The organism is Paraclostridium sp., assembly GCF_051656405.1.
Lineage (GTDB): Bacteria > Bacillota > Clostridia > Peptostreptococcales > Peptostreptococcaceae > Paraclostridium.
Map to the genome: position 1 here is coordinate 1 of NZ_JBOGBV010000045.1, position 13,421 is coordinate 13,421.

The 13,421-nt window shown below is 34.0% G+C and carries 12 protein-coding genes, 1 pseudogene and 1 other annotated feature; all 13 genes and pseudogenes read left to right on the forward strand.

Annotated elements, in window-relative coordinates; all coding sequences use genetic code 11:
* A pseudogene (gene tuf / locus ACRDDE_RS06135) lies at positions 1-230 on the forward strand (elongation factor Tu); the annotation flags it as partial.
* A gap of 218 nt (positions 231-448) precedes the next feature.
* Positions 449-598 carry a 50S ribosomal protein L33 gene (gene rpmG, locus ACRDDE_RS06140; RefSeq protein ID WP_021121979.1) on the forward strand — a complete coding sequence of 50 codons (150 nt, stop codon included), beginning with the start codon at positions 449-451 and terminating at the stop codon, positions 596-598.
* A gap of 25 nt (positions 599-623) precedes the next feature.
* Positions 624-845 (forward strand): preprotein translocase subunit SecE, encoded by a 222-nt coding sequence (gene secE / locus ACRDDE_RS06145; RefSeq protein ID WP_021428169.1) that lies wholly within the window; start codon positions 624-626, stop codon positions 843-845.
* A gap of 15 nt (positions 846-860) precedes the next feature.
* On the forward strand, positions 861-1,406 hold the full coding sequence (gene nusG, locus ACRDDE_RS06150; protein ID WP_438626293.1) for a transcription termination/antitermination protein NusG: 546 nt from the start codon (positions 861-863) through the stop codon (positions 1,404-1,406).
* 29 nt (positions 1,407-1,435) lie between these two features.
* Positions 1,436-1,861, forward strand: coding sequence for a 50S ribosomal protein L11 (gene rplK, locus ACRDDE_RS06155; protein ID WP_025161505.1), 426 nt, complete (start codon positions 1,436-1,438; stop codon positions 1,859-1,861).
* Between the two features lie 77 nt (positions 1,862-1,938).
* The gene (rplA, locus tag ACRDDE_RS06160) at positions 1,939-2,637 is read left to right on the forward strand and encodes a 50S ribosomal protein L1 (protein ID WP_438626295.1); all 699 of its coding nucleotides are present in this window, start codon (positions 1,939-1,941) and stop codon (positions 2,635-2,637) included.
* A 52-nt stretch (positions 2,638-2,689) separates the two neighbouring features.
* Positions 2,690-2,817, forward strand: a sequence feature (ribosomal protein L10 leader region).
* Between the two features lie 37 nt (positions 2,818-2,854).
* Positions 2,855-3,358 carry a 50S ribosomal protein L10 gene (gene rplJ / locus ACRDDE_RS06165; RefSeq protein ID WP_438626296.1) on the forward strand — a complete coding sequence of 168 codons (504 nt, stop codon included), beginning with the start codon at positions 2,855-2,857 and terminating at the stop codon, positions 3,356-3,358.
* 76 nt (positions 3,359-3,434) lie between these two features.
* A complete protein-coding gene (gene rplL, locus ACRDDE_RS06170; RefSeq protein WP_021428185.1) occupies positions 3,435-3,797 on the forward strand; it encodes a 50S ribosomal protein L7/L12 in 363 nt (120 codons plus the stop codon).
* 265 nt (positions 3,798-4,062) lie between these two features.
* Positions 4,063-7,764, forward strand: a complete 3,702-nt coding sequence (gene rpoB / locus ACRDDE_RS06175) for a DNA-directed RNA polymerase subunit beta (protein WP_438626297.1) — start codon at positions 4,063-4,065, stop codon at positions 7,762-7,764.
* Between the two features lie 44 nt (positions 7,765-7,808).
* Complete coding sequence (gene rpoC, locus ACRDDE_RS06180; protein WP_438626299.1) at positions 7,809-11,297, forward strand: DNA-directed RNA polymerase subunit beta'; 3,489 nt, start codon at positions 7,809-7,811, stop codon at positions 11,295-11,297.
* A 309-nt stretch (positions 11,298-11,606) separates the two neighbouring features.
* Positions 11,607-12,029 carry a 30S ribosomal protein S12 gene (gene rpsL, locus ACRDDE_RS06185; protein ID WP_021431497.1) on the forward strand — a complete coding sequence of 141 codons (423 nt, stop codon included), beginning with the start codon at positions 11,607-11,609 and terminating at the stop codon, positions 12,027-12,029.
* Between the two features lie 126 nt (positions 12,030-12,155).
* Positions 12,156-12,626 (forward strand): 30S ribosomal protein S7, encoded by a 471-nt coding sequence (gene rpsG, locus ACRDDE_RS06190; protein ID WP_114541924.1) that lies wholly within the window; start codon positions 12,156-12,158, stop codon positions 12,624-12,626.
* A gap of 56 nt (positions 12,627-12,682) precedes the next feature.
* Positions 12,683-13,421: GTP-binding protein (locus ACRDDE_RS06195; RefSeq protein WP_438626301.1), on the forward strand; the 739-nt coding region annotated here is incomplete at its 3' end.

The window sequence follows — 13,421 nt, forward strand, 5'->3', positions numbered from 1 at the left end:
GACATACTCCATTCTTCGATGGATACAGACCTCAATTCTACTTCAGAACAACTGACGTAACAGGAGCTTGTAAGTTACCAGAAGGTGTAGAAATGGTTATGCCTGGAGATAACATCCAAATGAATATAGAGTTAATAAATTCAATAGCAATAGAAGAAGGATTAAGATTCGCAATAAGAGAAGGTGGAAGAACAGTAGCATCAGGTGTTGTTTCTTCTATAATAGAGTAATTCTCTTACCTTAAATATAAGTTTAAAAAACTAAAAAAAAGAGGGGGATATCCTCCTCTTTTTTTAACTTGAAACTAACAAAAACATTGACATGCCTACTAATTTATGATAATTTATATGAGGTGATGATTCAAAAACGATAAATTGAACCTATTATACAGAGTAGGCAATAAAGTTAACAATATATATATTGTATTTACGAGTTGGAGGTGTAGCAGATGAGAGTTAAAGTAACTTTAGCATGTACAGAGTGTAAGCAAAGAAACTACAACACTACTAAAAACAAAAAGAATAACCCAGATAGAATAGAATTACAAAAATATTGTAGATTCTGTAAGAAGCATACTGCTCATAAAGAAACAAAATAGTTTTTATTAAGGATGTGAGTGTGGAATGGCTGCCCAAATAAATGAAAGTCCAAGAACTAAAAAGAAGTTTAGTTTCGTTAGATATGTTAAGGAAACTAAAAGTGAATTAAAAAGAGTTACGTGGCCAACAAAGAAAGAGCTTTTAAAAAACACAGGAGTTGTTTTAACTGTTGTTGTTTCGGCTACTATCTTAGTATGGGCTTTAGATAGTGTATTATCTGGTGCACTAAATCTAATACTAAAATAGAAAGGGAGAATCAGAATGTCGGAATTACAAGAGGCTAGATGGTATGTAGTACATACTTATTCAGGTCATGAAAATAAAGTTAAAGCAACAATTGAAAAAGCTGTTAAAACTAGAGGTATGGAAGATTGCATAACTCAAGTAGTTGTCCCTACTGAAGAAGTAGTTGAGACTACAAAAACTGGGAAAGAAAAAACTAGACAACGTAAGGTATTTCCAGGGTACGTACTAGTGAAAATGGTTATTACTGATGAATCTTGGTATGTCGTAAGAAATACTAAAGGGGTTACTGGATTTGTAGGACCAGGTTCTAAGCCAGTTCCTTTAAGTGAAGAAGAAGTAATAGCTATGGGCATAGATACAGCTGTTCCTAAATTAGTAAGCGGAGACATAAATTTTGAAATTGGCGAAGTAATAAAGGTTGCTAATGGTCCTTTTGAAGGACAAGTAGGAACTATAGAAGAGATAGACCTGGAATCAAAAGAAGTAAAAGTGTGTATAGATGCTTTTGGTAAAAAAACTCTATTTGCAATAGACTACAAAGGCATAGAAAAATATAACTAGAGAATAAATAATCTGAGGAGGTGCGCTCAATGGCTAAAAAAGTTATAGGTCAAATAAAATTACAAATACCTGCAGGGAAAGCTACACCAGCTCCACCAGTTGGACCAGCATTAGGACAACACGGTGTTAACATAATGGGATTCACAAAGGAATTCAATGCTAAAACTGCAGATCAAGCTGGAATGATAATACCAGTTGTTATAACTGTATATCAAGATAGATCTTTCAGTTTCATAACAAAAACTCCTCCAGCTGCAGTATTATTAAAGAAAGCTGCTGGATTAGATACTGCTTCAGGAGAGCCAAATAAGAAGAAGGTTGCTACTTTATCTTCAGCTAAGGTAAGAGAAATAGCTGAGTTAAAAATGCCTGACTTAAACGCTGCTTCAGTAGAATCTGCTATGAGAATGATAGCTGGTACTGCAAGAAGTATGGGTATCGTTGTTGAAGACTAATTAATATTAGATTAGTTATCTTCGCTTGAAAAAGTGGGAGGTAAAAAACCAATATAACCACAAGGAGGACATGAAAAATGGCTAAAAAAGGTAAAAAATACGTAGAAGCTTTAAGTAAGATAGATAAAACTAGATTATATGATGCTTCAGAAGCTTTAGCTTTAGTTGCAGAAGTTGCTACTGCTAAGTTTGATGAAACTGTAGAAGCTCATATAAAATTAGGTGTTGACTCAAGACACGCTGACCAACAAGTAAGAGGTGCGGTTGTATTACCACACGGAACTGGTAAAACTAAAAGAGTTTTAGTTTTTGCTAAAGGTGCAAAAGCTGAAGAAGCTACAAATGCTGGTGCTGACTTTGTAGGTGCTGAAGAATTAGTACAAAAAATACAAGGTGAAAACTGGTTTGAATTTGATGTAATTGTTGCTACTCCAGATATGATGGGTGTAGTAGGTAGATTAGGTAGAGTATTAGGACCTAAAGGTTTAATGCCAAACCCTAAATCAGGAACAGTTACTTTTGATGTAGCTAAGGCTATAGATGAAATAAAAGCTGGTAAAGTTGAATATAGATTAGATAAAACTAACATAATACACGTTCCAGTAGGAAAAGTATCTTTCGGTGGAGAAAAGTTAACTGAAAACTTTACTGCATTAATGGATGCTATAGTTAAGGCTAAGCCTGCTGCTGCTAAGGGACAATACTTAAAGAGCGTAGCTGTTACTTCAACTATGGGACCAGGAGTTAAAGTTAACCCTGCTAAAATAGCTGAATAATAAAAGCTTGACATTAATAAATAACGATGTTAAAATAATATTCGTTAATAAATAAAAAAGAATAGATTTGCCGTAGACAGTAGGTGCTTTAAGCTTAATATCCTACCGAGGTTTTAGATAAATTTTGATGCTAAAGCTTTTGTATGTCTATATGATTACAAAAGCTTTTATAAGTTGCGGCAGATAAAACCTATCGGATGAAGGAGGTGCTGACCAGATGAGAAAAGCTATAGAAGTAAAATCACATGTTGTTGCTGAAATAGTTGAGAAGTTACAAAACTCTTCTTCTGCTATAGTTGTTGATTACAAAGGATTAACAGTTGAAGAAGTAACTGAATTAAGAAAGAAAATGAGAGAAGCTGGTGTTGAATACAAAGTATACAAAAACACTTTAGTTAGAAAAGCAGCTAAAGAAGTTGGTATAGAACAATTCAATGACGAATTATTAGTAGGAACAAATGCGATAGCATTCGGACACGAAGATCCAGTTGCTCCAGCTAGAATAATAAAAGAATTTATGGATTCTCATCCAAAAATGGAATTAAAAATGGGTGTAGTTGAAGGAGAATTCTACGGTAAAGAAGATATCGTTGCATTCGCTAACATACCATCAAGAGAAGTACTTCTTGCTAAATTACTTGGAAGCTTAAAAGCTCCAGTATCAAACTTTGCATACTTATTAGATGCAATGATCAAGAAGCAAGAAGGTCAAGAAGCTTAATAATAGCTTAAGACTTAAGAATAAGAAAAAAATAACAATTATTAATTAAAAAGAATATAATTCGGAGGTGCTAACAATGACAATAGAACAAATATTAGAAGCTATAGAAAACATGAAAGTTTTAGAATTAAATGAATTAGTTAAAGCTGCAGAAGAGAAATTTGGAGTATCTGCTTCAGCTCCAGTTATGATGGCTGGTGCTGCTGCTGGTGGAGCTGCTGAAGAGAAAACTGAGTTTGACTTAGTATTAACAAGTGCTGGATCTTCAAAAGTTGGAGTTATAAAAGCTGTTAGAGAAATAACTGGATTAGGATTAAAAGAAGCTAAAGAATTAGTTGACAATGCTCCTAAGACATTAAAAGAAGCAGTTTCTAAAGACGAAGCTGAACAAATGAAAGAAAAGTTAGAAGCTGCTGGAGCTTCAGTAGAAGTTAAGTAGTTTTCTTTTAAAGAAGATGTCCTTTAGGGCATCTTTTTTTTTCCTCAAATGCAGAAAATAACAGTATATTTTTTAAAAAAGCGAATTAGAGGATGATTTTTTGAACATAATAGATAATGCATGTTTTATGTCGAACAAAAAAAGCTAATATTATGCATATACATAAAAGTTATATATTGAAAAAAGCTTGCAATTATGTTAGAATTATTAGATGCGTTAGAATAAACTATGGTTTTATTTTTAATTATTGAGAGGTGAAAAGTGAATGCCACATCCTGTCACGATAGGTAAGAGAACTAGAATGAGCTACTCAAAAATAAAAGAGATAGCTGATGTACCAAATCTTATAGAGATACAATGCGATTCCTATGAGTGGTTTTTAAAAGAAGGTTTAAAAGAAGTGTTTGAAGACATTTCACCTATAGAAGATTATACAGGTAATCTTATATTAGAATTTGTTGATTATTCTTTAGACGAGAAACCGAAGTATGACATAGAAGAATGTAAAGAAAGAGATGCAACATATTGTGCACCTCTAAAAGTTAAAGTAAGACTTATAAATAAAGAAACAGGTGAAATAAAAGAACAAGAAGTATTTATGGGTGACTTCCCTTTAATGACAGAAAAGGGAACTTTCATAATAAACGGAGCAGAAAGGGTTATAGTAAGTCAGTTAGTTAGATCTCCTGGAGTTTACTATGCTCAAGAAATGGATAAGTCAGGTAAAAGACTTATATCATCTACTGTTATACCAAACAGAGGTGCATGGTTAGAATATGAAACTGATTCTAATGATGTTATATCTGTAAGAGTTGACAGAACAAGAAAACAACCTGTTACAGTCTTATTAAGAGCATTTGGAATAGGTTCAGATGCAGAAATAATAGAGCTATTAGGCGAAGATGAAAGATTAATGGCTACATTAGAAAAAGATAACACAAAAACTGTTGAAGAAGGTCTTATAGAAATATACAAAAAGTTAAGACCAGGTGAACCTCCAACAGTAGAAAGTGCATCATCATTATTAAATGCATTATTCTTTGATGCTAAGAGATATGACTTAGCTAAAGTTGGTAGATACAAGTTCAATAAGAAACTTGCGTTATGCTATAGAATAATGAATAAAATTTCAGCTAATGATATTATAAATCCAGAAACAGGGGAAGTATTTGTTAAAGCTGAAGAAAAAATATCTTTAGAGGTAGCTGTTGCTATACAAAACTCAGGAATAAATGTTGTTGAGTTATTGGCTGAAGATGAAAAAGTTGTAAAAGTTATAGGAAATAATTTTGTAGATATAAAATCACATATAAACTTTGATATAGACGATTTAAAGATAAAAGAAAAAGTTCACTACCCAACTTTAAAAGAGATTTTAGATGAGTATAGTGAAGAAGAAGAAATAAAAGAAGCTATAAAATCTAGAATGAAAGAACTTATACCAAAGCATATATTATTAGATGACATAATTGCTTCTATAAGCTACCAATTTAATATATTCTATGGAATAGGTAATATAGATGATATAGATCATTTAGGAAACAGAAGAATAAGATCAGTTGGTGAATTACTACAAAACCAAGTTAGAATAGGTCTTTCAAGAATGGAAAGAGTTATAAAGGAAAGAATGACGGTTCAAGATATGGAATCTATAACTCCTCAAGCATTAGTAAACATAAGACCTGTTTCAGCTGCAATAAAAGAATTCTTTGGTAGTTCACAACTATCACAATTCATGGACCAAACAAACCCATTATCAGAGTTAACTCATAAGAGAAGACTATCAGCACTTGGACCAGGAGGACTTTCAAGAGAAAGAGCTGGATTCGAAGTTCGTGACGTTCACCATTCTCACTACGGAAGAATGTGTCCGATAGAGACTCCAGAGGGACCAAACATCGGTCTTATAAACTCTCTAGGAACATATGCAAAAATAAATGAATTTGGATTTATAGAATCTCCTTATAGAAAATACGATAAGGATAGCGAAAAAGTTACAGATGAAATACATTACTTAACAGCTGACGAAGAAGACTTATTTATAAGAGCTCAAGCAAATGAGCCTTTAGATGATAATGATGCATTTGTAAACAGCAGAGTTGTATGTAGAACTGTAAATGGTGCCATGGAATTAGTTCCTACTGATAAAGTTGACTACATGGATATATCTCCTAAGCAAGTTGTGTCTATAGCGACAGCTATGATACCATTCTTAGAGAATGATGACGCCAACCGTGCGCTTATGGGATCAAACATGCAACGTCAAGCAGTACCACTAGTAAGAAGAGAAGCACCTATCATAGGTACAGGTGTTGAATATAGAGCTGCTAAAGACTCTGGAGCAGTTGTAGTTGCTAAAAATGCTGGTATAGCAGAAAGAGTAAGTGCAGAAGAGATAATCATAAGAAGAGAAGATGGAAATAAAGATAGATATAAGTTACTTAAGTTTAAGCGTTCAAACCAAGGTACTTGTATAAATCAAACTCCTATAATAAATAAAAATGATAAGATAGAAGCTGGAGATGTTATAGCTGACGGACCATCTACTGAAATGGGAGAAGTAGCTTTAGGAAGAAACTGCTTCATAGCATTCATGACATGGGAAGGTTACAACTATGAGGATGCTATCTTAATAAATGAAAGACTTGTAAAAGAAGACAGACTATCTACTATTCATATAGAAGAATATGAATGTGAAGCTAGAGATACTAAACTAGGACCAGAAGAAATAACTAGAGATATACCTAATGTTGGAGAAAGTGCTATAAAGAACTTAGACGAAAGAGGTGTAATCAGAATAGGGGCAGAAGTTGACTCTGGAGATATATTAGTAGGTAAAGTAACTCCTAAGGGAGAAACAGAACTTACTGCAGAGGAAAGATTACTTCGTGCTATATTCGGAGAAAAAGCTAGAGAAGTTAGAGATACTTCATTAAAAGTACCTCATGGAGAATCTGGTATAATAGTTGACGTAAAAGTATTCACAAGAGAAAATGGAGATGATTTATCTCCAGGGGTTAATGAATTAGTTAGATGTTATATAGCTAAGAAGAGAAAAATAAGAGTTGGAGATAAAATGGCCGGACGTCATGGTAATAAAGGGGTTATATCAAGGGTATTACCTGAAGAAGATATGCCTTTCATGGAAAATGGTCAACCACTTGATATAGTTCTTAACCCACAAGGTATACCATCTCGTATGAACATCGGACAGGTTCTTGAGGTTCATTTAGGTCTTGCTGCTAAAACTTTAGGATGGCACGTAGCTACATCAGTATTTGATGGAGCAAAAGAGCCTGATATAAGGAAAGCTCTAGTAGAAGCCGGATATCCAGATGATGGAAAAGTAACTTTATATGATGGTAGAACTGGAAATGTCTTTGATAATAGAATTACAGTTGGATACATGTACATGTTAAAACTACATCACTTAGTTGATGATAAGTTACATGCAAGAAGTACAGGGCCATACTCTTTAGTAACTCAACAACCACTTGGTGGTAAAGCACAATTTGGTGGTCAGAGATTCGGAGAGATGGAGGTTTGGGCATTAGAAGCATATGGTGCTGCTCACATACTTCAAGAAATACTTACAGTTAAGTCAGATGACGTTGTAGGACGTGTTAGAACTTATGAAGCTATCGTTAAAGGTGAAAATATACCTGAACCAGGTATACCAGAATCATTTAAAGTTTTAATAAAAGAACTTCAAAGTTTATGCTTAGATGTAAAAGTATTAACAGAAGAAGATAAAGAAATAGAAGTAAGAGAGTCTATAGATATAGATGAAGATGCTAAAGAGTTTGAATTGGATATTATGGAAAACATAAGCGAACTTGAAGAAAATAGCATAGTTGAAGAAATAGATGATCTTGAAACAACAGAAGAAGTAGCAGAAGAATTAGAATTTGAAGAAGACGTAGTTTATGAAGATTTAAATTACGACGATGAAGACTTTGATATATAGTTTCTTAATTTTAAGTAAATCTCAAATAGAAGGGAGAGAACTCCTTGTTTGAACTAAACAATTTCGAGTCAATAAAAATAGCATTGGCTTCTCCGGAAAAAATAAGACAATGGTCTAGAGGAGAAGTAAAAAAGCCTGAAACAATAAACTACCGTACACTTAAGCCGGAGAAAGATGGTCTTTTTTGTGAAAGAATATTTGGACCACAAAAGGACTGGGAGTGTCACTGTGGAAAGTACAGAAGAGTTAGATACAAAGGTGTTGTTTGTGATAGATGTGGAGTAGAAGTAACTAAAGCAAAGGTAAGAAGAGAAAGAATGGGACATATAGAGCTAGCAGCTCCTATGTCTCATATCTGGTACTTCAAAGGTATACCAAGTAGAATGGGACTTCTACTTGATATGTCTCCTAGATCATTAGAAAAAATATTATATTTTGCATCTTATGTAGTGACTAATCCTGGTGAAACTGGATTAAATGAAAAGCAATTATTAACAGAAAAAGAATACAGAACTGCTGTAGAAAAGTACGGATATAATACTTTTGAAGTAGGAATGGGTGCTGAAGCTGTTAAGAAGCTTTTACAAAACATAGACTTAGACCAACAAAGTAAAGAATTAAGAGCTGAACTAAAGGATAGTACAGGTCAAAAAAGAGTTAGAACTATAAGAAGATTAGAAGTTGTAGAAGCATTTAAGAAATCTGGAAATAAACCAGAATGGATGATATTAGATGCTATTCCAGTTATACCACCTGATTTAAGACCAATGGTTCAATTAGATGGAGGAAGATTTGCAACATCTGACTTAAATGACTTATACAGAAGAGTTATAAACAGAAATAACAGATTAAAGAGATTATTAGAGCTTGGAGCTCCAGATATCATTGTAAGAAATGAGAAGAGAATGCTTCAAGAAGCTGTAGATGCTTTAATAGACAATGGTAGAAGAGGTAGACCAGTAACTGGACCAGGAAATAGACCATTAAAGTCGTTATCAGATATGCTTAAAGGTAAGCAAGGACGTTTCCGTCAAAACTTACTTGGTAAGCGTGTTGACTACTCAGGACGTTCTGTTATAGTTGTTGGACCGGAACTTAAATTCTATCAATGTGGTCTTCCTAAGAAGATGGCTCTTGAATTATTCAAGCCATTTGTTATGGATAGATTAGTTAAAGAAGGATATGCACACAACATAAAGAGTGCGAAATCTATAGTAGAAAAAGTTAAGCCGGAAGTTTGGGACGTATTAGAAGATGTTATAGAAGGACATCCAGTAATGCTTAACCGTGCTCCAACTCTTCATAGATTAGGTATACAAGCATTTGAACCAGTTTTAGTTGAAGGAAAAGCTATAAAGTTACATCCATTAGTATGTACAGCATACAACGCTGACTTCGATGGTGACCAAATGGCAGTACACGTTCCTTTATCTGTTGAAGCTCAGGCTGAGGCAAGATTCTTAATGTTATCTGTAAATAACATACTTGCTCCTAAAGATGGTTCTCCTATAACAACTCCTTCTCAGGATATGGTTCTAGGATGTTACTACCTAACAATAGAAGCTCAAGAAGGTGCTAGAGGTACTGGAATGATCTTCAAAGATTACAATGAAATGATGCTTGCTTATGATAATAATGCAGTTACACTACACTCATTAGTTAAAGTAAGAAGAACTGTTGATGGTGTTGGAACTCAATTAGTAGAAGCAACTGTTGGTAGATTTATATTCAATGAAAATATACCTCAAGACTTAGGATTCGTTGATAGAAACGAAGATAAGTTTGCTTTAGAAGTAGATTTCTTAGCAGATAAAAAGTCTTTAGGAAAAATAATAGATAAGTGTTTCAGAAAGCATGGAAACACAGTAACTGCTGAAATGTTAGACCATATAAAATCTTTAGGATTTAAATATTCTACAAGAGGTGGTATAACTGTTGCTGTTGCAGATATGAAAATACCAGAAGCTAAGAAAGGTTATATAACTGAAGCTGAAGGTAAGGTTGATAAATATGAAAAAGCATATAGAAGAGGTCTTATATCTAACGAGGAAAGATATGAGAGAGTAATAGAAACTTGGACAGAGACTACTGAAAAAGTTACAGATGCTCTTATGGCTAACCTAGATAGATTAAACAACATCTTCATAATGGCTCACTCTGGAGCCAGAGGTTCTAAGAACCAGATAAGACAGTTAGCTGGTATGCGTGGTCTGATGGCCAATGCATCTGGTAAGACAGTTGAAATACCAGTTAAATCTAACTTCCGTGAAGGTTTATCAGTACTTGAATACTTCACATCTTCACATGGAGCTAGAAAGGGTCTTGCCGATACAGCTCTACGTACAGCTGACTCAGGATACTTAACAAGAAGACTTGTTGATGTCAGTCAAGATGTTATTGTTAGGGATGTTGACTGTGGAACAACAGAAGATACAGAAATCTTTGCAATAAAAGATGGAAATGAAGTAATAGAAGAGCTATATGATAGAATAGTTGGAAGATATACTATAGATCCTGTAGTTCATCCAGAGACAGGTGAAGTAATCGTTGAAGCTGATGCTATGATACAAGAAGATCAAGCTGAAAAGATTATAGAGTCTGGAATAAAAATAGTTAAGATAAGAACAGTTCTTAATTGTAGAACTAACCATGGAGTATGTTCTAAGTGTTATGGTAGAAACTTAGCTACTGGTAAAGAAGTTAATATAGGAGAAGCTGTTGGTATAATAGCTGCTCAATCAATCGGTGAACCTGGTACTCAGCTTACAATGCGTACATTCCATACAGGTGGGGTTGCCGGAGGAGATATAACACAAGGTCTTCCAAGGGTAGAGGAATTATTTGAAGCTAGAAAGCCAAAAGGTCTTGCTACAATAACTGAAGTATCAGGTAGAGTAGAGATAGATGAAACTGGTAAAAGAAAAGAAGCTACAGTAGTTCCAGAACAAGGTGAAGCGCAAGTATATGCTATACCATATGGTTCAAGATTAAGAGTTAAGAATGGTCAATTTGTAGAAGCTGGAGAAGCTTTAACTCAAGGATCAATAAATCCTCATGATATAGTAAGAGTTAAAGGTATTGAAGGTGTTCAAGATTATGTTGTTAAAGAGGTTCAAAGAGTTTATAGAATGCAAGGGGTTGACATCAACGACAAACATATAGAAGTAATTGTTAGACAAATGCTATCTAAAGTTAAAGTTGAAGATCCAGGTGATACTGATTTATTACCAGGAGGATACGAAGATGTTCTTACATTCAATAAAACAAATGAAGAAGCTGAAGCTCAAGGGTTAAGACCTGCATCAGCTAAGAGAGTTTTACTTGGTATAACTAAGGCATCTCTTGCTACAGAATCTTTCTTATCAGCTGCATCATTCCAAGAAACTACTAGAGTATTAACAGAAGCTGCTATAAAAGGAAAAGAAGACCACTTAATAGGTCTTAAAGAAAATGTTATAATAGGTAAGTTAATACCAGCAGGAACTGGAATGAAGAGATATAAAAATATAGCAGTTGAAAAAATAGAAGAATAATTTTACTTTGTTATATAAACTAAACATCCTTGACATAAGGTGTCTCTGATGCTAAAATGTAAAGGTATGTGAAGTAAAGATATTAAATATTACTAAGGGCTAAGCTCTTAGTAATATTTTAAATATATTTTATTTTAACTAATAAAAAGCATAATAATATGCACCAAACTAAAGAGCTAAAACCACAAATGTGTGTTATAGACATTTATTGCAATGTAGCATACCTGCTACATATTATATCAGTATGAGCCCATATTGATGTAGTTGGCGGTCATTTAAGATCGAAAAATTTGGAAGGAGGTGCAGATGATGCCAACAATTAACCAATTAGTTCGTAAGAGAAGAAAAGCGATAGAAAAGAAATCTACTGCTCCAGCATTACAAAAAGGATACGATTCTTTACACAAGAAATCAACTGATACTAGTGCTCCACAAAAAAGAGGGGTTTGTACTTCAGTTAAAACATTTACTCCTAAGAAACCTAACTCAGCTTTAAGAAAAGTTGCCAGAGTTAGATTAACTAACGGTATAGAAGTTTCTGCTTATATACCAGGAGAAGGACACAACTTACAAGAACATAGTGTTGTTCTTATAAGAGGAGGAAGAGTTAAAGACCTTCCAGGGGTTAGATACCACATATTAAGAGGTACATTAGACACAGCTGGTGTTGATAAGAGAATGCAAGCTAGATCTAAGTACGGTGCTAAGAGACCTAAACCTGCAAAAAAATAAGCAATTAAAAATCAATTTCAATTATAGTTCGGTGCTTTAAATATATAGATATTTATGGCATCACGGCGTTTTATATGATGTCGAGTACCTATGATTTAAGATTAAATAATTAAGGAGGGAAGCAAAATGCCAAGAAAAGGTAATGTTCCAAAAAGAGAAGTTTTACCAGATCCATTATATGGAAGTAAGGTAGTAACTAAGTTAATAAATAACTTAATGATAGATGGGAAAAAAGGGAAATCTCAAAAGATAGTATATGATGCTTTCGAGATAATCGCTGAAAAAACTGGAGAAAATGCTTTAGAAATTTTCGAAACAGCTATGGAAAATATAATGCCTGTTTTAGAGGTTAAAGCTAGAAGAGTTGGTGGAGCTAACTACCAAGTTCCAATTGAGGTTAGACCTGAAAGAAGACAAACTTTAGGATTAAGATGGTTAGTAAACTATACTAGAGCTCGTGGTGAAAAAGGTATGGTTGAAAAGCTAGCTAAAGAAATAATGGATGCTGCTAACAATACAGGAGCTTCTGTTAAGAAGAAAGAAGATACTCATAAGATGGCAGAAGCTAATAAAGCATTTGCTCACTACAGATTCTAATAATAGGATATATTTGATATCCTTTTATTAGATGGGATGTCGTAAGGAGGAGAATCATGGCTAGAAAGTTTCCTTTAGAAAGAACTAGAAATATAGGAATCATGGCTCATATAGATGCTGGAAAAACTACTACTACAGAAAGAATCCTATTCTATACAGGGCAAACTCATAAAATAGGAGAAACTCACGAAGGAGCTTCTCAAATGGACTGGATGGAGCAAGAGAAGGAGAGAGGTATAACAATAACTTCTGCTGCTACTACTGCTGCTTGGAAAGACCATAGAATAAATATAATAGATACACCAGGACACGTCGATTTCACAGTTGAGGTTGAAAGATCTCTAAGAGTTCTTGACGGTTCAGTTGCAGTTTTCTGTGCTAAAGGTGGGGTTGAACCTCAATCTGAGAATGTATGGAGACAAGCTGATAACTATGGAGTACCTAGAGTTGCATTCGTAAATAAAATGGACATCATGGGTGCAGACTTCTACAATGTTGTAGCTATGATGAAAGATAGATTAGCTGCTAATGCAGTTCCAGTTCAATTACCAATAGGTAAAGAAGATTGGTTAGAAGGAGAAGTTGACCTTGTAGAAATGTGTGCTCACATATACAAAGATGACTTAGGTGTAGAAATAATAAAAACAGAAATACCAGAAGATATGAAAGAATTAGCTCAAGAGTGGAGAGAAAAGCTTGTAGAAGCTGTTGCTGAAACTGATGAAGAGTTAATGATGAAATATCTTGAAGGTGAAGAATTTACTGTTGAAGAAATAAAGACTGCTCTAAGAAAAG